The sequence below is a fragment of the Cellulomonas humilata genome (assembly GCF_030814415.1).
GTDB classification, from domain to species: Bacteria; Actinomycetota; Actinomycetes; order Actinomycetales; family Cellulomonadaceae; genus Cellulomonas; species Cellulomonas humilata_A.
In genome coordinates this window covers 501,767-520,877 of the sequence record NZ_JAUSVB010000001.1, presented here as the reverse complement: position 1 = coordinate 520,877, position 19,111 = coordinate 501,767, and the positions used below count along the sequence as shown (strand labels likewise).

Annotated in this window: 21 protein-coding genes and 1 tRNA gene; 14 read left to right on the top strand and 8 right to left on the bottom strand. The window is 73.0% G+C overall.

Annotated features, from left to right (window positions below; translation table 11 throughout):
- Position 1: 1 nt before the first annotated feature.
- From J2X26_RS02330 to J2X26_RS02320, 3 genes are read right to left on the bottom strand one after another with little or no spacing between them, the layout of a single operon-like run.
- Positions 2–1,531, bottom strand: coding sequence for an outer membrane protein assembly factor BamB family protein (locus tag J2X26_RS02330; protein WP_307489489.1), 1,530 nt, complete (start codon positions 1,529–1,531; stop codon positions 2–4).
- Positions 1,532–1,587: 56 nt separating this feature from the next.
- Positions 1,588–2,361 carry a trehalose-phosphatase gene (gene otsB, locus J2X26_RS02325; RefSeq protein ID WP_307489487.1) on the bottom strand — a complete coding sequence of 258 codons (774 nt, stop codon included), beginning with the start codon at positions 2,359–2,361 and terminating at the stop codon, positions 1,588–1,590.
- Positions 2,354–3,802 (bottom strand): alpha,alpha-trehalose-phosphate synthase (UDP-forming), encoded by a 1,449-nt coding sequence (locus J2X26_RS02320; protein WP_307489485.1) that lies wholly within the window; start codon positions 3,800–3,802, stop codon positions 2,354–2,356. Before J2X26_RS02320 ends, otsB begins: the two co-directional genes overlap by 8 nt.
- Positions 3,803–3,897: 95 nt before the next feature.
- Here J2X26_RS02320 and J2X26_RS02315 point away from each other — a divergent pair, with 95 nt between their 5' ends.
- From J2X26_RS02315 to J2X26_RS02290, 6 genes are all read left to right on the top strand, one after another.
- Entirely contained in the window at positions 3,898–5,622 is a 1,725-nt protein-coding gene (locus tag J2X26_RS02315) for a serine/threonine-protein kinase (RefSeq protein WP_307489483.1), read from the top strand.
- 104 nt (positions 5,623–5,726) lie between these two features.
- Entirely contained in the window at positions 5,727–5,897 is a 171-nt protein-coding gene (locus J2X26_RS02310) for a hypothetical protein (RefSeq protein WP_157453900.1), read from the top strand.
- Positions 5,894–6,310: a hypothetical protein gene (locus J2X26_RS02305; RefSeq protein ID WP_307489480.1), complete on the top strand. Its 417-nt coding sequence runs from the start codon at positions 5,894–5,896 to the stop codon at positions 6,308–6,310. The genes J2X26_RS02310 and J2X26_RS02305 overlap by 4 nt, the downstream gene beginning before the upstream one ends.
- 29 nt (positions 6,311–6,339) lie before the next feature.
- Positions 6,340–6,834 (top strand): hypothetical protein, encoded by a 495-nt coding sequence (locus J2X26_RS02300; RefSeq protein WP_307489478.1) that lies wholly within the window; start codon positions 6,340–6,342, stop codon positions 6,832–6,834.
- 53 nt (positions 6,835–6,887) lie between these two features.
- Positions 6,888–7,793: a DsbA family protein gene (locus tag J2X26_RS02295; RefSeq protein WP_307489476.1), complete on the top strand. Its 906-nt coding sequence runs from the start codon at positions 6,888–6,890 to the stop codon at positions 7,791–7,793.
- A gap of 56 nt (positions 7,794–7,849) precedes the next feature.
- A tRNA-Thr gene (locus J2X26_RS02290) sits at positions 7,850–7,926 on the top strand.
- A gap of 10 nt (positions 7,927–7,936) precedes the next feature.
- Here the strand turns inward: J2X26_RS02290 and J2X26_RS02285 are convergent.
- Positions 7,937–8,557: a pentapeptide repeat-containing protein gene (locus tag J2X26_RS02285; RefSeq protein ID WP_307489474.1), complete on the bottom strand. Its 621-nt coding sequence runs from the start codon at positions 8,555–8,557 to the stop codon at positions 7,937–7,939.
- 35 nt (positions 8,558–8,592) lie between these two features.
- Entirely contained in the window at positions 8,593–9,264 is a 672-nt protein-coding gene (locus tag J2X26_RS02280) for a response regulator transcription factor (RefSeq protein WP_307489472.1), read from the bottom strand.
- Between the two features lie 102 nt (positions 9,265–9,366).
- On the opposite strand from J2X26_RS02280, the gene J2X26_RS02275 reads away from it, so the two are divergent.
- From J2X26_RS02275 to J2X26_RS02260, 4 genes are all read left to right on the top strand, one after another.
- Entirely contained in the window at positions 9,367–10,533 is a 1,167-nt protein-coding gene (locus J2X26_RS02275) for a sensor histidine kinase (protein WP_307489470.1), read from the top strand.
- Positions 10,534–10,775: 242 nt separating this feature from the next.
- Positions 10,776–11,183, top strand: coding sequence for a hypothetical protein (locus J2X26_RS02270; RefSeq protein ID WP_307489468.1), 408 nt, complete (start codon positions 10,776–10,778; stop codon positions 11,181–11,183).
- Positions 11,184–11,227: 44 nt separating this feature from the next.
- Positions 11,228–11,776, top strand: a complete 549-nt coding sequence (locus tag J2X26_RS02265) for a S24/S26 family peptidase (RefSeq protein WP_307489465.1) — start codon at positions 11,228–11,230, stop codon at positions 11,774–11,776.
- Positions 11,773–12,594, top strand: coding sequence for a hypothetical protein (locus J2X26_RS02260; protein WP_307489463.1), 822 nt, complete (start codon positions 11,773–11,775; stop codon positions 12,592–12,594). The genes J2X26_RS02265 and J2X26_RS02260 overlap by 4 nt, the downstream gene beginning before the upstream one ends.
- A gap of 4 nt (positions 12,595–12,598) precedes the next feature.
- On the opposite strand, the gene J2X26_RS02255 is transcribed toward J2X26_RS02260, so the two are convergent.
- A complete protein-coding gene (locus J2X26_RS02255; RefSeq protein ID WP_307489461.1) occupies positions 12,599–13,408 on the bottom strand; it encodes an SGNH/GDSL hydrolase family protein in 810 nt (269 codons plus the stop codon).
- 6 nt (positions 13,409–13,414) lie between these two features.
- Positions 13,415–14,092, bottom strand: coding sequence for a uracil-DNA glycosylase (locus J2X26_RS02250; protein WP_307489458.1), 678 nt, complete (start codon positions 14,090–14,092; stop codon positions 13,415–13,417).
- 173 nt (positions 14,093–14,265) lie between these two features.
- Here J2X26_RS02250 and J2X26_RS02245 point away from each other — a divergent pair, with 173 nt between their 5' ends.
- The 3 genes from J2X26_RS02245 (at position 14,266) to J2X26_RS02235 (ending at position 15,583) form a co-directional block, all read left to right on the top strand.
- Entirely contained in the window at positions 14,266–14,580 is a 315-nt protein-coding gene (locus tag J2X26_RS02245) for a DUF3263 domain-containing protein (protein ID WP_307489457.1), read from the top strand.
- Between the two features lie 104 nt (positions 14,581–14,684).
- Complete coding sequence (locus J2X26_RS02240) at positions 14,685–15,275, top strand: LytR C-terminal domain-containing protein (RefSeq protein ID WP_307489455.1); 591 nt, start codon at positions 14,685–14,687, stop codon at positions 15,273–15,275.
- Between the two features lie 104 nt (positions 15,276–15,379).
- Positions 15,380–15,583 (top strand): cold-shock protein, encoded by a 204-nt coding sequence (locus J2X26_RS02235; protein WP_055917025.1) that lies wholly within the window; start codon positions 15,380–15,382, stop codon positions 15,581–15,583.
- A 50-nt stretch (positions 15,584–15,633) separates the two neighbouring features.
- Here J2X26_RS02235 and J2X26_RS02230 read toward each other — a convergent pair whose 3' ends face one another.
- A complete protein-coding gene (locus J2X26_RS02230) occupies positions 15,634–17,124 on the bottom strand; it encodes a glycoside hydrolase family 15 (RefSeq protein ID WP_307489452.1) in 1,491 nt (496 codons plus the stop codon).
- 310 nt (positions 17,125–17,434) lie between these two features.
- On the opposite strand from J2X26_RS02230, the gene groL reads away from it, so the two are divergent.
- Positions 17,435–19,060, top strand: a complete 1,626-nt coding sequence (gene groL / locus J2X26_RS02225; protein ID WP_307489450.1) for a chaperonin GroEL — start codon at positions 17,435–17,437, stop codon at positions 19,058–19,060.
- Positions 19,061–19,111: the final 51 nt, after the last annotated feature.

Genomic DNA, 19,111 nt, shown 5'->3' with positions numbered 1-19,111 from the left:
GTCAGCCCAGGACCGCCACCGCGCCGGTGTCCGTCCACACGTACAGCCGCGGGTCGCGCCAGCCCGCCTGGAAGCCCTGCACGTACACGGTCGCCCCGTCCCCGGCGACCTCCTGGGCGAGGTCCGCGGTCCACGCCAGCTCGCCGTCGGTCAGCGTGTACGCCTCGAGGGTCACGCCCGGGCCCGGCAGCAGCAGGTAGCGGCCGTCGGTCGACAGCTGCTGGGGCATGTGGTCGATCTCGGTGGTCCAGAGGATGTCGCCCGTGGTGGCCTCGACGGCGACCAGGTCGGTCGAGCTCGCGACGTACACCGTCCCGTCGAGCAGGAGGCTCGTCACGATCGTCCCCGGCACGTGCCACAGCCGCTCACCGGTCGCCGCCGAGCGACCGGTGAGGCCGTCGGCGCCCCCCGGGGCCTGCCCCACCGTGAAGATGACGTCCGGTGCGGAGCCGTCGTCGACCGCGAGCCACCCGGCGGTCTCGTCGATGGGGACGCGGGACCCGTCGGCGAGCAGGAGCGTGCCGCTGTACGCGGACGACGTCCACGTGCTCTCGATGAAGACCCCCGCGCGGGCCATCTCGAGCCACGTGTTCTCGCCCAGCTGGACGTCGAGCACAGGCTCGCCGGCCGTGGTGAGGACCCAGGAGTGGGTGTCGACGGTGAGGACGAGGGCGTCGTCGAACGTCTGGAGGGACGCCGTACCGCTGGGTTCCTGGTCGCCGACGGTGGCCGTCCGGGGCGTCGTCCACGTCCAGCGGTCTGCGCCGCTGACCACGTCGGTCGCGACGACGTCCCACCGGCCCGTGCCGCCGGTCGCCGGCTGCGCGACCACGAGGGCGCCGTCGACGAACGCCAGCCCCCAGCCGCCCTCGACCTCGCGGTCCGCCAGAAGCTCGCCGTCGGCCGGGTCGAGCACCCAGACCGACGACGGCGGGATCCCCGCGACGTCCGCACCGAACTGCTGGGCGATGCACGCGGCCACCTGCGACTCCCCGTGCTGCACGGCGCTGCAGGAGATCCACAGCTCCGGTGACACGCCCGTCGGGGTCGCCTGCGGGGTGGTGGGCAGCTCCACCGGGGTGCGCCACGCGACGTCGCCCGTGCTGGGGTCGAGACCGATGATCACAGGGTCGCGCGACCCGTCCTGAGCGCCCCCGACGAGCAGACCGTCCACCACCGCGCCGGACCGGAGCGCGGGTGCGAGCTCGGGGTCTGCCCGCCAGAGCACGCCGATCGACGCGTCGACCGGCGGCACCACGCCGGGGATGGCGGCCAGGGCGGCCACCCGGGCGTCCTCGCGGTGGTCGAGGACGAGCTGGGTGACGGCGAGCGAGCCGACGACGACCGCGATGGACGCGACGAGCCAGGGGGCGTGCCGACGCACCCAGGTCCGGGCCGCGGCGACGTCGTCGGAGGGCTCGACGTCGGCGAGCTCTCGGGGATCGGGGAGGTCCCTGCCCGCGCGGGACCGCGCGCGTTCGAGCTCGTCCGCCACCTCGACGAGCTCGACCTCGTGCATCCGGCCGGGCATGAGGCGCACGCTACGCCTGGACCTCACCACCGACCAGCAGGGGGCGGGTGAGGTCCTTACAGCTGGTCGGCGAGGGTCGCCAGCGCAGCGACGAGCGCGTCCGGGTCGTCGACCCGGTACCGCGCGGCCGTCGTCCCGTGGCCGACCTTGACCGTCAGGTCGGCGTCGAGGAGGGCGTCGAACGCGTGCTCGTCGGTCACGTCGTCGCCGGCGTACAGCACGACGGGGGCGCCGAGCTCGTCGCGCAGCGCCGTGAGCGCCTCGCCCTTGCTCGCGCGCAGCACCGAGATCTCGACGACGTCCTTCCCGTGCAGGACGCCCGAGCCGAGCCGTTCCCCGAGAGCGATCGCCTCCTGCTCCGCAGGCTCGGCGACCGACGCCTCCGCCAGGCGGGTGTGCACGACGACGGCGGTCGGCTTGGTCTCCACCCAGACACCGTCCCGGCCCCGGGCGATCCGCGCCGCCTCCGCACCGAGCGACGCCAGGCGGTCGGCCTGCTCGTCGGTCAGCTGGACCACGTCGCGGTCGAGCCCGAACGTGGTGACGCGTGCGCGCTCGGCCCCGTGGCTGCCGATGAGGAACGTGCCCGCGGGCACCTGCGCCAGGACGTGCAGGTCGTGCATCGCCCGGCCGGACACCAGCGCGAGCGCGACCCCCGGCGTCCCCGCCAGCCGGGCGAGCACCTCGACACCCGCCGGGAGGATGCGCGACGCGGACGGGTCGTCCTGCAGCGGGGCGAGGGTGCCGTCGAAGTCGAGCGCGACCAGGAGCGGTCGGCGGGCCGGGTCGTCCGCGAGCGCGGTCAGGGCCGTCAGCAGCGCGTCAGTCACGGGAGGCTCGCACGGGGACGGCGTTGAGGGCGGCCAGGAAGTCCTCGGACCAGGCGACGACGTCGTGCCCGAGCACGCGTCTGCGCAGCCGGCGCATGCGTTTGCGTGACTCGCGGGCGTCCATGTGCACGGCGTACGTGATCGCGTCCTTCATCCCGTCGATGTCGTGCGGGTTCACCAGCACCGAGCCGGTGAGCTCGTCGGCAGCACCCGTGAACTCGGAGAGCACCAGCGCGCCACGGTCGTCGGACCGGGCCGCCACGTACTCCTTGGCCACCAGGTTCATGCCGTCGCGCAGGGCCGTGACGAGCATGACGTCCGCCGCGAGGTACAGGGCCGCCATCTCCTCCATGGGGAACGACTGGTGCAGGTACTGCACGGGCGCGTGGCCCACCTGCCCGTAGTCGCCGTTGATGCGCCCGACCAGCAGCTCCACGTCGTCGCGCAGCTGCTGGTAGGCGCCCACGTTCTCCCGGCTCGGGCTGGCCACCTGCACGAGGGTCGTGCTCTGCGGGGACAGCCGGCCGTCCAGCAGCAGCTCGCCGTAGGCCTTGATGCGGTGCCGGATGCCCTTGGTGTAGTCGAGACGGTCCACGCCGAGCAGCAGGAACTCGGGGTCGCCCAGCTCGCGACGGATCTGCAGCGCGCGCTCGCGGACGGCGTCCGTGCGAGCCAGCTCGTCGAACGCGTGCGAGTCGATCGAGATGGGGAACGCGGCGGCGCGCACGTGCCGGCCGCGCCCGGTGTGCCCCTCGGCCTCGGACAGCGTGACCATCTGCCCGCGCGTCGTGAGGTCCGTGAGCCGACGCACGATGCGCACGAAGTTCGCCGCGTCGCCCGCCCGCTGGAAGCCGACGAGGTCCGCGCCGAGCAGCCCCTCGATCACCTGCACGCGCCACGGCAGCTGCGCGAACAGCTCCAGCGGCGGGAAGGGGATGTGGTGGAAGTACCCGATGCGCAGGTCGGGCCGCAGCTCCCGGAGCATCTTGGGGACCAGCTGCAGCTGGTAGTCGTGCACCCACACGGTCGCGCCCTGCGCGGCCTGGTCGGCGGCCGCCTGAGCGAAGCGCCGGTTCACCTTCTGGTACGAGTCCCACCACTGGCGGTGGAACGCCGGGGGCTCGATGACGTCGTGGTAGAGCGGCCAGAGGGTGTCGTTGGAGAAGCCCTCGTAGAACTTCTCCAGGTCGTCCTCGGTCAGCACGACCGGGATCAGCTCGGTGCCGTCCACGTCGAACGGCTTGAGCTCGAGGTCGGGCGAGCCGCCCCAGCCGACCCAGGCGCCGGACGTGCTCGCCATCACGGGCGCGAGCGCCGTGACGAGACCGCCGGGGGATCGGGTCCAGGTGGGTTCGCCGTCGTCGTCCAGGCTCACGTCCACGGGAAGACGGTTCGCGACGACGACGAAGTCGTAGCCGTGCGCGGGCGCGTCGGAAGGCAAGGGATCAACTCCTCGGGTCGGGTCCGACCCTATCCGTGCAGGTCGTACCGCGCGTTGCCCAGCAGTCACCGCGAGGCGCCGGATACGGTGCCTGGATGGAACGGATCGGTCTGGAGCCGGGCTCGGAGATCGGGGGCTACACCGTCGTCGCCCCTCTCGGCTCGGGCGGGATGGGGACCGTGTACCGCGCGGTGGACGGGGGCGGTGACGCCGTCGCGCTCAAGCTGCTGCACCCGCACGTCGGTTCCGACGCGGTGACCCGGGACCGGCTGCGGCGTGAGGTGCACGCCCTGCAGAAGCTCAAGCACCCGGGTGTCGCCGCGGTCCTGGACGCCGAGGCCGACTCCACGGAGGCGTTCCTGGTCACCGAGCTGGTGTCGGGCGACAACCTCGAGGAGCACGTGCGCGAGCGCGGCACGCTGGACGCCGAGGAGCTGCTCGACCTGGCGGAAGGCCTGCGCGACACGCTCGTCGCGGTGCACGGCGCCGGCGTGGTGCACCGCGACCTCAAGCCGTCCAACGTCATCGTCGGCGACGACGGCCCCGTGCTCATCGACTTCGGGCTCGCGCAGGCCGCCGACGACTCCAAGCTGACCGCCGACGGCCTCGTCCTGGGCACCCCCGGGTACCTGGCGCCCGAGCTGCTGGACGGCGCCGAGCCGGACGACGCGTCCGACTTCTGGGGCTGGGCGGCGGTCCTCGTGTTCGCCGCCACGGGCCGGCCGCCGTTCGGCTCCCGCCCGCTGGAGGCCGTGCTCGCGCGCGCCCGCTCGGGCGACGTGGACCTCGACGGCCTCGGGCCGTTGACCGCGACGGCGCTGCGCGGCGCGCTCGCACCCGTCCCGGCCGACCGCACCGCCCCCGACGACGTTGTCGCCGCGCTCACGCTGGTGGTCGCGGAGGGCGAGCCGATCGCCGACGAGACCGAGACCACCGTGCTCACCGAGGACGACGTGCTCGGGACGACCGTCCTGGGCCCGGAGCCGGCGACCGTGGCCGTCGCGCCGGTGGTTGCCGCGGCGGCCGTGGCGCCGGTCGCGCACGTCGCGCCCGTCGTCGCCGCCAACGACGGGCAGACGCGCGCGTTCGACCCGACCATCGTCGAGGAGCCGGAGGTCGAGGACTGGGACGAGGACCCCGACGGGGTCGGGTGGATCGAGGGGGACCTCGACGCGTCCGAGGAGCCGGAGCCGGAGGGGTCCGGCTACGAGCGCCCACCGGCGCAGCGGCGCTGGGGCACGCTGCTCGCGGCCGCGCTCCTCCTGGGGTCGGCGGGGGCCCTCTACCCGGGCGTCACGCTCGTGGTGTTCGTGCTCCTCGTCGTGGTCGTGCGGACGATCGGGTCCACGGTCGAGGCCATGTACGGGCGGCGGGAACGGGGCGGTGTCAAGCGCTCGGACCGGGCGGTCGCCGTCGCGACCGCGCCGTGGCACCTGCTGCGCTCGGTCGTCGGGCTGGTGCCGTCGCTCGTCGTCGCCGGCAGCATCGTCGTCATCCTGCTCGGGGTGTCCTGGTGGCTCGTCGGCAACGACCACTGGGTGGTGGGTGACTCGCCGTCCGGCCAGGAGCCGCAGGGCCTGACGGCCACGATCCTGGTGGGGGTGTTCGTGCTGCTCGGCGCGGCCGTCGTCTGGTGGGGGCCGTTGTCGCTCATGACCCGCACCGGCGCCCGACGCGTGCTGGCGGTCATCGCCCCGGGGCCGCTCGGCGCGCTCGTCGCGACCGTCATCCTGCTGGCCGCGTCCTCCGTGTTCATCGTGCAGATCCTCACGGGAGCCCCCATCACGTGGGCGCCGCTGCCCACCCCGGTGCTGCCCTAACCGTTTTGGACGGGCGCTTGCCGTCTCGCGATGCGGGACCCGCCTGGCGTGTCGACCACTCACCCTCTTGGGTGAAGGCTCGGTGACCCGGGGGAGGCGCAGACATGTCCGCAGAAGCAGAGGCCGAGGTCGTGGCAGGGCGCCGCAGCAACGGCGACGTGGTCCGCTTCGACCACCGCAACGGGGCGCTCGGGGTGTTCCGCGGCGACGTGATCGTGGCCTACTTCCGTCCCGACGAGGGTTACGAGTACTTCCTGCGCGAGATCGCCAAGTGACTGCGTTCGAGGAGGCGTTCCGCGCGGTGGTCCGCGCTCGCGGCGTGTGGCGCGACGACACCCCCGCGGAGTTGCTCGACCGCTGGGCCAGCTTCGTGGCCGAGTGCGAGCGCGGGTACCGGGGCGACGAGTTCGCGTACGGCAACGAGGCGATGGCCCGGACGACGATCGAGGCGGCGATGGTCCACCCGACTCTCGCGGGCTTCCCTGAGATGGCGGGGTTCCGGCGCCGGGTCACGACGATCGACGCACGGTTCCAGCCGCTGCTGATGGAGCACGCGTTCCCGGGGATCGACCCCGACGAGTGGTGGCTGCGCGGGATCGTGCGCCGGGCCGGCGGGCGGCTGGCGCAGGACTGGAAGCGGTCGTTCGGGTTCGACGTCGAGGTGGTCCGCCACCCTCGCGTGCCGTGATCACAGCCGGGCGCCCTACGCTGTCCCGCATGACCGCGCGTCGAGGGCTGCACCTGGCCGCGTCGCGCCCGCCGTTCGCTGCGGTCGCGTTCGCGGGGTTCGCCGCTGTCGTCGCCGCCCACGGCCGGGTGCTGCTGCACGACTGCGTCAGCGCCGCCGGCGTCCTCGGCCCGCTCGGCCTGCGCCTGTCGGTCCTTCGCGACGCCGCGGACTGCCCGGAGGGTACCTACGGGCTGGGCGCCATGTCGCAGGGCGCCGTCGTGCTGCTCAGCGTGGCCGCGCCCGTCGCCTCCCTCTACCTCTTGCTCACCGTGTGCGGGGTCGGCCTGTCGGCCCTGCTCGTGCGCGCTGCACGGCAGGTGCGGCTGCTCGTCGGCCGGGCTCTGCGCGGCGCGCTGCGTGCCGTCGGCCCGATGCCGGTGCACGGCCGACTCCGCCTCCAGCCGGGCCCGGTCGTCGCCACCTGGACGGAGCGGGTGCTGGTGGGCAGCATCGCGCGACGGGGTCCGCCGGCAGTGGCCTGACAGCCGCACCCACCCCAGTCACCCGCTGCCCGACCCACGTACCAGGAGCACCCATGCCCACCAACGACCCGCGTCCCACCAAGGCAGTACGCCGCGACGAAGCCCGCGCCAAGGCCGCGCAGATGCGCAAGGAGCAGGAGCGCAAGGCCAAGCGGAACCGCATCCTCGCGATCGGCGGCCTCGTCGTCGCCGTCGTCGCGCTCGTCGCCGTCGTCTTCTCGATCCTCAACCAGAACAAGGCCAACGAGGCCGCCAACTCGAACGTCGTCTACGGCCAGGACACCGAGGGCGTGATCGCGCCCACGCTGGACGACGTCACCTCGCCCGCCCCCGCGAACGACAAGGGCGGTATCCCCGTCAGCGGCCCCAGCGGCGACGACGTCGGTGTGGTCGGCGAGGGTGATGTCGACCTCACGGTCTACTTCGACTACATGTGCCCCTACTGCGGCCAGTTCGACCAGACCAACTCGGCCGACATGGACGCGATGCTGGAGGAGGGCGGCGTGACCATCACGTACCACCCGGTCTCCATCCTCGACCGGCTCGCCGCGGGCAGCTCGTACTCGACGCGCACGGTCAACGCCACGGCGATCGTCGCCGACAAGTCGCCGGAGCACTTCACCGACTTCGTGACCGCGTTGTACAAGGACCAGCCGGCCGAGGGCACGTCGGGTCGCTCCGACGCCGAGATCGCCCAGATCGCCGAGGACCTCGGCGTCCCCGCGGAGGTCACCGCGACGTTCACCGACACCGTGGACGGCACCTTCGCCACCCAGGACGAGGAGTCCGTGGCGGGCACCTGGCGGATCTTCGCCCCCTGGAGCGCCGCGGCGACCAACCAGGCGGGCACCGACGTGCCCGAGTTCTCGACGCCCACCGTCCTGATCAACGGTGAGCCGTTCACCGAGTGGCAGACCCCCGGCGCCCTGAAGCAGGCGGTCGACGCCGCCAAGTCCTGACCCTGCGGTGACCGGGCGCCCCAGCAACGGGGCGCCCGGTTATCCTGGGCGCGCCCGCCTCCTTAGCTCAGTCGGCCAGAGCACCTGTCTTGTAAACAGGGGGTCATCGGTTCGAATCCGATAGGGGGCTCCACTCGATGCTGTCAGTCCACCCGCAGGTCCAGTCCCATCGCCTCGATGATCGTCACGGCCTGCGGGAGCGTGATGATCGCCCGGTCGAGCGTCACCGTCGTGGGGTCGATGCCGGCCAGCTCACTGCCGCGCAGGTCGCAGCCGGTCAGGTCGGCGCGGTCCAGCCACGCGCCGGACAGGTCGCAGTCGCGCAGGGTCCCGCCCGCGGCTCGGACAGCGGTCAGGTCCGCCTCGCGCAGTCGCACGCCCCTGAACGACGCCGAGTGCAGGTCCGCCTTGGTCAGCGAGACGAACGACCAGTTGCCGCCCTCGACCTTGGCGATGTCCCAGGTGCAGTCCTCGAACCGGGAGCCGATCAGCTTGCACCGCTCGAACCGCACGTCGAAGAACGTGGACCGCGTGAACGTGCAGTTCATGAACGCGGCGTCGGTGTGCACGGAGGCGTTGAGCTTCGCGTGCCGGAACACGCACTCCTCGAACACGGCGCCGACGCCGAACGTCTCGGTGAGGTCGAGGTCCACGAACTCGACGTTGCGGAACTCCTGCCTGGACAGGTCCCGTGCGTACCAGTCCTCTCCCCGGACGGTCGTGGTGGTGGTCGGGGGACTCGCGTCGCCACGGTGCTCGCTCATGCGTCGATCATGGCGGGTGAACCTGGCGAGACGGATCAGGTGGCGGGACCGGTCTCCTCGAGCAGCTTCAGGGCGGCGCTGACGCGCGGGTTGCGCTGCGGGTCGGCGTCGATCCCGAGCGTCGCGTACATGCCGTTGACGTGGTTCTGCACGGACTTCTCGGTGATGCCGAGCCGGTCCCCGATGCCCGCGTTCGACAGTCCCGCGGCCAGCAGGCGGAGCACCTCGTACTGCCGGTCGGTGAGCCGTGCGACGTCGGACCCGGCCCGGGGCGTCATCCGTGCCAGCAGCGCGGGATCGAGCACCGTCTCGCCGACGGCCGCGGCCCGCACCGCGTTGACCAGCACCTCTTCGCTCGTCGACGACGTCTTCGACAGGTAGCCCCAGCCGGCCGCCACGTCCGCGGGCAGGTCCAGCAGGAGGTCCATCGCGTCGTGCGCGGAGAGCAGCAGGATGCCGAGCGTGGGGGTGCGGCGGCGCAGCGTCACCCCGAGGGCGATGCCGTTCCCGTCGGGCAGGTCGATGTCCAGGATCACGCAGTCGACGGACCCCGGCCGCAGCACGCGGGCGGCCTCCGTGACGGTGCCGACGGCAGCGACGACCTGCAGCCCGGTGGTCCCGGACAGCGTGTGCTCGAGCATCGAGCGGAACAGGGGCTGGTCCTCGACGATCGCGACGCGGAGGAGGCCGGTGGTAGGAACAGTCATCGCCGCCAGTATCGTCTGCGGCCGGGTCCGATGCGCGGGCCCACGCGGGTGGACCCTGAACGTCACTCGCTCGTTCAGGTGGAACAGATGGAGGCGGGCACGATGGCTTCGTCGTCGACCGGCTCCGCCGCCGTCGTCGCGCAGGCCCGGCGGGACAGCCGGCAGGACCAGATCACGCTCCTACGAGGGTCGGCGATCATCGCGCTCGGCTACGGCGTCGGCGCGGCGCTGCAGTCCACCTACGTCTACGCCAACCTCGTCCCCGAGTGGGAGTCGGTGTCGCTGGGGTCCCGGCTGGCAGCGAACGGGACCGCCGTCGTCGTGCTCATCACCGTCCTCGCGGCCGTCCAGGCCCACCGGGCACACCGCTGGTGGCTGAAGATCCTGGCCGTGCTCGGCGCGGCGGCCGCCGCGGGAATCGCCCGGTACCTGGCCCAGCTCGTCTTCGGGGTGTACGACGAGCCGACGGCGTCCACGCGCGACGCGGAGGTGCTCAGCGGGTTCCTGCTCGGCATGATCTCCGCCGGGATCGGGATGTGGGCGCTGGCCACCCGCCAGACGGCTCGCATCCGGACCCGCGCGGCCACGCGCGAGGCCGTCCACGTCGAGCTTGCGGTCAAGGCGCTCGAGCAGGAGGAGATCCGGGTGCGCCGGGCGGTGGCCGAGGGGCTGCACGGCACGCTGCAGTCGAAGCTGATCCTGGTCGACGCCCGGCTGGGCGAGGTCCTCGGGCACGCCGACGGGATGGACCCCGCCGATGCGCAGTCCTTGACCTGGGTGCGCGCGGAGCTCGACGAGGCGCGGGAGATCGACGTGCGCCAGATGAGCCGGCTCCTGTATCCCGACCGCCTGGAGCTGGGACTGGTCCCGGCGCTACGGGCGCTGCTGGGTCGGCTCCCCGCGAGCATCGCGACGCGCCTCTCGGTCAGCGACGCGGTCCGGTCGTTCGACGACCCCACCTGCTCGCGCCTCACTGTCAGCGAGCGGCTGCTCGCCGTGCGCGTGGTCGAGGAGGCCGTGTCGAACGCGCTCAAGCACGGGCCGGCGACGTCGATCGCCGTCTCGCTCGACGTGGCGCAGGACGTCCTGCACGTGAGCGTCCGCAACGACGGGGAGCTGTACGTCCCGGCGGCCGCGGGCCTGCCGTCGGGCACCGCGCGGCTGGACACGCGGCTCTCGTTGGTCGGGGGCCGGCTGTCGCTGACGCCGGGCCCCGAGAAGGGCGCTCACCTCGAGGCGTGGCTGCCCCTGGGGGCGGGTCTGGCGTAGCGGCCGGTGCGTCACCCGGTTGGACCAGTGTCCGACTTGACGCATGCGTCTCCTCTGTGCGGGGTGAAAGAACCGGGCATCCCGGGCGGGGTGGGTGCTGCCACCCCGGGCCCCAGCGGGCACCGTGCCGATGACACCTAGCGTCACGTCAGCACGGACCCCCGCCGCTCCTCGGCGACGCGTCCACCCGAGCGCTGCGGGTTCCGCCGTCGGCTCGCACCTCGTCCTCACCAGGAGATCTCATGGCTTCGAAGCGCTCCACCACCCGCAAGTCCGCCGCGATCGGCCTCGCCATCGTCGGCATCGCCGGCCTCTCGCTCGCCGCCGCCGCTCAGCTCAACGCCTCGAGCAGCACGCTCGGCGCCACGACGACCGTCGTCGCCCCGTGCCAGACGGCCCCCATCACGGCGACCTACACCACCGGCTACACGTCGACCGCGCCCGTCGGCTACAAGGTCACCTCGGTCGTCCTCACGGGCCTCACCGACTGCGTCGGCAAGGCGGTCAAGGTCTCCCTGCTCGACACCGGCGACAACCTGATCGGCACCGAGCTCACGGCCACCGGCGCCGCGACCACGACGCTCGCCGTCGCGCCCTCCGTCGTCCCGGCCTCGGCGGTGGCGAAGCTCGCCGTCGTCATCTCCGGCTGACATCGGACGGCCCGGTCGCCCCGCGCGACCGGACCGGTGGACGCATGAGCGACCTGGAGCAGGCACGACCAGCCGGCGAGGCACTGTCTCGTCGGCTGGTCGGCGCGCTCCCGACGGCCGTTCTGGTCCTCGTCGCCCTCGTCGGCGCCTGGTTCCTCTGGCCGTCGAGCCTCGGCGGGTGCACGACCCTGACGATCGTGTCCGGCCACTCGATGGACGGCACCTACCGGACCGGCGACCTCGTGGTCTCGAGGTGCGGCCCGGCCGAGGTCGGCGACGTGATCGTCTACCAGCCGCAGGACATGGGCGGCGTCCGCGTCATCCACCGGATCGTCGGCGGCACGGCCGACGACGGCTGGGTGGTGCAGGGTGACAACAACGACTTCACCGACCCGTGGACCCCGCGCGGCGACGAGGTCGTGGGCGTCGCGCGGGTGCACGTCGGCGGCGCCGGCGCCCTCAGCTCGCTGTTCCTCAGCCCGGTCGTGTGGGTGTCCCTCATCCTCGTCGCCGCGGGCATCCTGTGCTGGCCGGCGCGTCAGGACGACGAGCCGGCGGCCGACGTCGAGCCGGAACCGGCGGTCGTGCCATGACGCCCCGCACCCGTCTCGCCGCGCTGGTCGCCACCCTGCTGGCCGTGCTCGCCGTCGTCGCGCTCTCGCCCGCGTCCGCAGCGCAGCTCTCGCTCTCGACCCGCAACCTCGGCGCGTTCGTCCTCGAGCGGTGCACCGACGTCCCCGTGCCGGCGACGTCGGGCACCGTCTCCGCCGGCGCGTCGACGCAGGTCGTGCTCAGCAGCATCCCGGTGCCGTGCCGCGGGAAGCAGGCCTCGGTGCGGCTCTTCACCGCCGCGGGCACCGCCCTCGCGACGACGGACACGGTGGTGACCCTTCCGGCGGGCAGCGCGACGACGACCGTCACCGTGCCGTCGTACGCAGTCGCGCAGGCGAGCGGGCTCGCGCTGACGATCGCGACCTGGGGCGTCCCGACGACGTGGACGTCGACGGTGGTGACGCTGCCGGCGCTGTCCTGCGCGGTGGTGCAGGGCAACCCGAACTCCACCTGCGTCGCGACGGTCACCAACGCGACCGAGTGGGGCTACCCGACGACGACCGACTTCCTGCGCGGGGTCACCATCAGCTCGACCTCGAACTCACCGGTGACGTGGCAGCTCACGATCAACCTCTCGGACCCGGGCTTCCCGTTCCTCGCGAGGGCGCTGGCCGACGGGCAGGGCGGTCTCGTGCTGGTCGGGACGTCCGGCTGCACCGCCTCCCCGCGGACCGTCACCGTGCAGGGCACCACCGCGTGGGGTGGCTACGAGAAGGTGTCGTCGGACACCCCACGGCAGCTCGAGGTGCACGGCTACGTCAGCAACCAGCCGTCCACGATGCTCCTCAACTGCCCCTGACGAGTCACTCCACCGGCGACAGCTCCGGGCGCTTGGGCGTCCGGTCGTCGCCCGACGACGTCCCGCGCAACCGCCGCGTCGCCCACGGGTACAGGTGCTCGCGCACCCAGGCGGCGTCCTCGCGGGCCTTCTGCATCCGGGGGGTGGGCGGCAGCGGCGTGAGCGGGTCGTCCCAGGCGGCGTCGTCGGGGGTCAGGCCGAGCCCGACGAGCGCACCTTGCGCCACGCGGGCGTGCCCGTCGGTGGTCAGGTGGATGCGGTCCTCGGCCCACATCCGCCAGTCGCGCAGCGACCGCATGCCCCACAGGTCCACGACGTACGCGCCGTGGCGGCGGGCCATCGACCAGATGAGGGCGTTGTAGATCCCGACACGGCTGCGGGTCGCCCGCATCAGCGGGCTGTCGGCGGCGTCGACGCCCGTGCCGAGCAGCACGTCGACCCCGACCTCGCGCAGCCGGACGACGCCCGCCTCGAGGTTGCGGGCCATCCGGTCGACGTCGGCGGTGGGCCGGAGCAGGTCGTTGCCGCCGCCGACGAGGCTCACCAGGTCGGGCCCGAGGTCCAGGGCCGCGGGGACCTGCTCGACGAGGATCGGGCGCAGGAGCCGCCCGCGGATCGCCAGGTTCGCGTACTCCAGCGGCGGCTCTCCCGCGGCGCTGCGGCGGGTGGACAGGTGCGAGGCGAGCAGGTCGGCCCAGCCGCGCTGCGGTGCCTCACGGCCGTCGGGGTCGTCCCAGAGGCCCTCGGAGAACGAGTCGCCGATGGCGACGTAGCGGGACCAGCGGGGGGCGGGCTGCTCAGACACGACGGCCATCCTGCCTCACGTGAGCGACCAGTCGACCGGCTGCGCCCCCTGCGCCACCAGGAGCTCGTTCACGCGCGAGAAGGGCCGGGAGCCGAAGAAGCCGCGGCTGGCCGACAGCGGGCTCGGGTGCACGCTCTCCACCGTCGGCACCGACCCCAGCGCGGGCTTGAGCGACTGCGCGTCGCGTCCCCACAGCACCGCGACCAGCGGTCCGCCGCGCTCGACGAGGGCCGCGATCGCCCGGTCCGTCACCGCCTCCCACCCCTGCCGACGGTGCGACGCCGGTGCGCCCGGCCGGACCGTCAGCACCCTGTTCAGCAGCATCACGCCCTGGTCCGCCCAGGGGGACAGGTCCCCGTTGCGCGGCGGCGCGACACCCACGTCGGCGACCAGCTCGGTGAAGATGTTGGTCAGCGACCTCGGCAGCGGCCGGACGTCGGGCTGCACCGAGAACGAGAGCCCCATCGGGTGCCCCGGCGTGGGGTACGGGTCCTGGCCGACGACCAGCACGCGCACGTCGGCCAGAGGTCGGCGGAACGCCCGCAGGATCGCGTCGCCCGCCGGCAGGTAGCCGCGGCCGGCGGCCACCTCGTCGCGCAGGAACTGCCCCGCTGCCCGGAGCTGCGGCTCGACGGGCGCGAGCGCGACCGCCCAGTCGGGGGCGACGAGCTGGTCCAGGGGTGCGGCGGTCACGCGGGCGAGGGTACCGAGTCGGGGCCGCGCGAGCGCGCGCGCGGCACACGGGGGACGACGCGCCGCGTGGAATGACACGCGTGTCATTACGGTCGTACGATGACGGAGGTCGTCGGCGGTCCCCCGCCCGCACCGTTCGGACGAGCAGCTCGGAAGAGAGCACAGGAGGACGCATGGACGCCGCGACGATCGCCATCGGATCGCTCGAGCACACCCGCAGCGTCCAGCCGGCCTCGGCCGACGGGCTCTCCGAGCGCGACGAGCAGGTCCTCGCGTTCGAGCGGCAGTGGTGGAAGTACGCGGGTGCCAAGGAGTCGGCCATCCGCGAGCTGTTCGACATGTCGGCCACCCGGTACTACCAGGTGCTCAACGCCCTGATCGACGACCCGGCGGCCCTCGCGCACGACCCGATGCTCATCAAGCGCCTGCGCCGGATGCGGTCCTCCCGGCAGCGCGCACGCACGGCCCGTCGGCTCGGGGACGCCTGATCCGCCCCGGTGGGCGGCCCGACCGGCGTCCTCGCACGTGACACGGCACACGTCGTGCCTCAGGTGGACCCGTCCGCACGACCTGAGCCGTTAGCCTGTCCGGCGTGAGCAAGGCGGAGTACTCCTACCCCGAGGACGAGTTCGATGTCCCGTCGAACCCCGACGTCCCCCGCGGGGTGCATCGCGCACCCCGGTCCGCGTGGAGCAGGTGGTGGAAGTTCCTCGTCGTCCTGGCGCTCCTGCCGGTGCTCGCGTTCGCCCTGGTGAACTTCGCGGCACGCGACGGCAACCTCCCCTCGCTGCCGGGCAGCTCGAGCTCGCCCGACGCGCAGGACGACACCCCGACGGACACCGCGACCGAGGGCGAGGCCCCGACGGACACCGAGACGGCGCCCGTCGAGGAGCCCGCCGCTCCCGCCCCCGTGCTGACCACGCCGGTCGAGGTGCTCAACGCGGCCAGCATCGGTGGTCTCGCGGGGACGCAGGCGACCAAGCTCACCGCAGCCGGGTTCACGGCGGTGACCACCGGCAACGCCGAGCCGACCGTCGACGACTCGACCGTGTACTACACGTCGGAGGACCTGCGGCCGACGGCTGACCTCGTCGCCCAGACCCTCGGTCTGACCGAGGTGGTCCTGCAGGCGGCCCCCGAGGCGGGCGTCACGGTGCTGCTCGTCAGCGACCCGGACGCCTGACGCATCGAGCCGTATCGGCCCTGGTCGGAGCCCGAACGCGGCCACTAGGCTCTCGCGCACCGGGCGCCGGCGGAGCGCTCGGCACCGGACGTCGAGGAGTGCGCATGGCTCAGGGCATCGTGAAGTGGTTCAACGCGGAGAAGGGGTACGGCTTCATCACCCCGGTCGGGGGAGGCCAGGACCTCTTCGTGCATTTCAGCGCCATCCAGTCGGACGGCTACCGGTCCCTCGACGAAGGCCAGGACGTCGAGTTCGAGGTCGGCCAGGGCACCAAGGGACCCCAGGCCGAGCAGGTCCGCGCCATCTGACCCGTCGTCCGTACGGGCCGTGCACCCCGGGTGTGCGGCCCGTCGGCGTGTCAGCCGTCGAGGGCCTCCAGCGCGAGCAGCACGCACGCCGCGCTCCAGCCGAGCGGCGCCACGGCGGCGGGGGAGCCGTCGGCGAGCACCTTCTCGGGCAGCGACCCCGACGGGGTGCGATGGGTGTCGAGGAACGAGAGCCACCCGTCGGCGAGCTCGGAGTCACCACTCTCCGCCGCCACCCACGCGTAGAGCGACGTCTGCGGGGTCCACGAGACGCCGTCGTCGCGCCACCCCGCGCCGGGCGCGAGGCCGTTGGCCGGCCGCACCATGGCCGTCGCCGACGCCCGCCACGCCTTCTCCACCCCGGGGACGGCACTGGTCAGGAACGGCGGCATCAGGAAGGCGCTGGCGGCGTCCGCGTGCCCCCCGCTCGCGTACCGCGCGAACCCGGTGGCGCCGAACGCGCGGATGGTGGCGACCTTGGAGCGGATCGAGGCGTCGAACGCCGACCGCGCCAGCGCGTCGTCGCCGGCGAGGTCCAGGACGACCGAGGCCTGCTGCAGCCCCGCAACCAGGGGGGCGACCGTGCCCAGGGTCAGCGTGTCCTCGGGCACCTCCCAGTAGTCGGGCGACGCCGGCGGCAGACCGTCGAGCGCGACCAGCGCGATCGCGCGCCGGGCGGACCGCTGCACCAGGGGCAGGAGCTGCTCCGCGGCCTCGGCGCGCTCGTCGGGGTCGGCGATCTCCTCGAGCACGAGCCCGGACGCCCACAGCGCCCAGCCCGTGCCGTCGGTCTGCACGCCGCGCTCGTCCGGTGGCCCGGAGCCGTCGGGGAGGTACCGCGCCTGGAACGAGCCGTCGGTCGCCTGCACCCGGTCGAGGAAGCCGAGGATGTCGAGGGCGTCGTCGACGTGCCCGGTGCGTGCCAGGGCGACCGCGACGAACGACGCGTCGCGCGGCCACACGTACCGCCACTTCTCCGACCAGGCCGCCACCGCGGCACCGTCGGGGAGCTGGAGCGCGTGCAGGTCGAGCAGGGCGGCCCGGGCCATGTCCTCGTACGGTCCGCCCGCGCCCGGCACGGTGCCCGCGGCGAGCCAGGCCCGCTGCCGGATCGCGACGGAGGCGGCGGCGCTCACGGTCGCGCCGCGCTCGTCCACCGCGGACCCCGCGACCACGCGCGCGAGGGTCGAGGCCGCCGGGTCGACGACGTGCGTGCCGGCCAGGAACGTCGCGTCGGTGCCGACCGCGAGCGGGACCCGCCGCCCCCCGGGCATCGTGGTGAGGCCCTCGAGGTACAGCGGGATGGTCGCGTACGCGGGGGCAGCCGGTTCGGCGACGACGACCGGCGCAGCGGGGGCGTCGGTGGCGAGGGCCCCCGTGGGCACGGTGGCGACGAGCAGGGTGGTCCCCGAGGCGACGAGCGCCGTCGCGACGAGCCCGCCCGCGCGACGGCGGCGGTGCGCGTGGCGGGTCCGGTGCGCGCGCACGACGGGAGCCGCGGCGAGTCGGCCGCGGCTCTCGACGTCCTCGTCGTGATCGTGCACACGCGCACGATAGTCGCGTCGTGGGGGCGCCCGGGGCCGCTTCACGCGTGCGCAGGGCCTGATCACGCTCGTGCGGGGCTCCCGACGTGCTCGTGCGCGGGCCCGTCGACCGCGTGCTCTCGGCGAACGCTGCTTGCACTCTCGGGGGTCGAGTGCTAACCATTGGACTTAGCACTCTCCGGTGGAGAGTGACAGAATCATCCCGGCCGTCCGGTGAGGGCCGTCGCACGCGGGACAAGACCGCGGGTGACGTGCCCGTCCGTCGCGGGCACCCTCGGCCGACCCGAACCCAGTGAAGGATCACAGCCCCATGGCCAAGATCATTGCCTTCAACGAGGAGGCCCGCCGCGGCATCGAGCGGGGACTCAACATCCTCGCCGACACCGTCAAGGTCACCCTCGGCCCGAAGGGCCGCAACGTCGTCCTGGACAAGAAGTGGGGCGCCCCCACGATCACCAACGACGGCGTCTCCATCGCCAAGGAGATCGATCTCGAGGACCCCTTCGAGAAGATCGGTGCGGAGCTCGTCAAGGAGGTCGCCAAGAAGACGGACGACGTCGCCGGCGACGGCACCACCACGGCCACCGTGCTCGCCCAGGCGCTCGTGCGCGAGGGCCTGCGCAACGTCGCGGCCGGCGCCAACCCGATCGCGCTGAAGAAGGGCATCGAGAAGGCCGTCGAGGCCGTCACCGCTGCCCTGCTCGCGCAGGCGAAGGACGTCGAGACCAAGGAAGAGATCGCCGCCACGGCCGCCATCTCCGCCGGCGACCAGGCGATCGGCGACCTGATCGCCGAGGCGCTCGACAAGGTCGGCAAGGAAGGCGTCATCACCGTCGAGGAGTCCAGCGCGCTGGGCCTCGAGCTCGAGCTCACCGAGGGCATGCGCTTCGACAAGGGCTTCCTGTCGGCGTACTTCGTGACCGACCCGGAGCGTCAGGAGGCCGTCCTCGAGGACGCGTACGTCCTGCTCGTCGAGTCGAAGATCTCGAACGTCAAGGACCTGCTGCCCCTCCTGGAGAAGGTCATCCAGGCCGGCAAGCCGCTGTTCATCGTCGCCGAGGACGTCGAGGGCGAGGCCCTGGCCACGCTCGTCGTCAACAAGATCCGTGGCCTGTTCAAGTCGGTCGCCGTCAAGGCTCCCGGCTTCGGCGACCGCCGCAAGGCGATGCTGCAGGACATGGCGATCCTCACCGGTGGCCAGGTCGTCTCCGAGACCGTCGGTCTCAAGCTCGACACGGTGGGCCTCGAGGTCCTCGGTACGGCGCGCAAGATCGTCGTCACCAAGGACGAGACCACCATCGTCGAGGGCTCCGGCGAGGCCGCCCAGATCCAGGGCCGCGTCTCGCAGATCCGTGCCGAGATCGAGAACTCGGACTCGGACTACGACCGCGAGAAGCTGCAGGAGCGCCTCGCCAAGCTCGCCGGTGGCGTCGCCGTCATCAAGGCGGGCGCGGCCACCGAGGTCGAGCTCAAGGAGCGCAAGCACCGCATCGAGGACGCCGTTCGCAACGCGAAGGCGGCCGTCGAGGAGGGCATCGTCGCCGGTGGTGGCGTGGCGCTCATCCAGGCCGGCAAGACCGCGTTCGAGGGCCTCAAGCTCGAGGGCGACGAGGCGACCGGTGCGCAGATCGTGAAGCTCGCGATCGAGGCCCCGCTCAAGCAGATCGCGATCAACGCCGGTCTCGAGGGTGGCGTCGTCGTCGAGAAGGTGCGCAACCTCCCCGTGGGTCACGGCCTCAACGCCGCGACCAACACGTACGAGGACCTGCTCGCCGCGGGCGTCAACGACCCGGTGAAGGTCACGCGCTCCGCGCTGCAGAACGCGGCGTCCATCGCCGCGCTGTTCCTCACCACCGAGGCCGTCGTGGCCGACAAGCCGGAGCGCAACCAGGCGCCGGCCGGCGGTGGCGGCGAGGACTTCGGCGGCGGGTTCTGATCCGCAGCCGATGCGCTGAGCCTTACTGAACGGTCGAGCGGGCCGGTCACC

Excerpts from the sequence above, each read along its gene's own strand:
- J2X26_RS02300 (WP_307489478.1), top strand. The coding sequence starts at position 6,340 with ATGACCGCGCGTCGAGGGCTGCACCTGGCCGCGTCGCGCCCGCCGTTC.
- J2X26_RS02255 (WP_307489461.1), bottom strand. The coding sequence starts at position 13,408 with ATGGCCGTCGTGTCTGAGCAGCCCGCCCCCCGCTGGTCCCGCTACGTC.
- J2X26_RS02265 (WP_307489465.1), top strand. The coding sequence starts at position 11,228 with ATGAGCGACCTGGAGCAGGCACGACCAGCCGGCGAGGCACTGTCTCGT.
- J2X26_RS02310 (WP_157453900.1), top strand. The coding sequence starts at position 5,727 with ATGTCCGCAGAAGCAGAGGCCGAGGTCGTGGCAGGGCGCCGCAGCAAC.
- J2X26_RS02270 (WP_307489468.1), top strand. The coding sequence starts at position 10,776 with ATGGCTTCGAAGCGCTCCACCACCCGCAAGTCCGCCGCGATCGGCCTC.
- J2X26_RS02235 (WP_055917025.1), top strand. The coding sequence starts at position 15,380 with ATGGCTCAGGGCATCGTGAAGTGGTTCAACGCGGAGAAGGGGTACGGC.
- J2X26_RS02295 (WP_307489476.1), top strand. The coding sequence starts at position 6,888 with ATGCCCACCAACGACCCGCGTCCCACCAAGGCAGTACGCCGCGACGAA.
- groL (WP_307489450.1), top strand. The coding sequence starts at position 17,435 with ATGGCCAAGATCATTGCCTTCAACGAGGAGGCCCGCCGCGGCATCGAG.
- J2X26_RS02330 (WP_307489489.1), bottom strand. The coding sequence starts at position 1,531 with ATGCCCGGCCGGATGCACGAGGTCGAGCTCGTCGAGGTGGCGGACGAG.
- J2X26_RS02280 (WP_307489472.1), bottom strand. The coding sequence starts at position 9,264 with ATGACTGTTCCTACCACCGGCCTCCTCCGCGTCGCGATCGTCGAGGAC.
- J2X26_RS02245 (WP_307489457.1), top strand. The coding sequence starts at position 14,266 with ATGGACGCCGCGACGATCGCCATCGGATCGCTCGAGCACACCCGCAGC.
- J2X26_RS02285 (WP_307489474.1), bottom strand. The coding sequence starts at position 8,557 with ATGAGCGAGCACCGTGGCGACGCGAGTCCCCCGACCACCACCACGACC.
- J2X26_RS02275 (WP_307489470.1), top strand. The coding sequence starts at position 9,367 with ATGGCTTCGTCGTCGACCGGCTCCGCCGCCGTCGTCGCGCAGGCCCGG.
- J2X26_RS02260 (WP_307489463.1), top strand. The coding sequence starts at position 11,773 with ATGACGCCCCGCACCCGTCTCGCCGCGCTGGTCGCCACCCTGCTGGCC.
- J2X26_RS02315 (WP_307489483.1), top strand. The coding sequence starts at position 3,898 with ATGGAACGGATCGGTCTGGAGCCGGGCTCGGAGATCGGGGGCTACACC.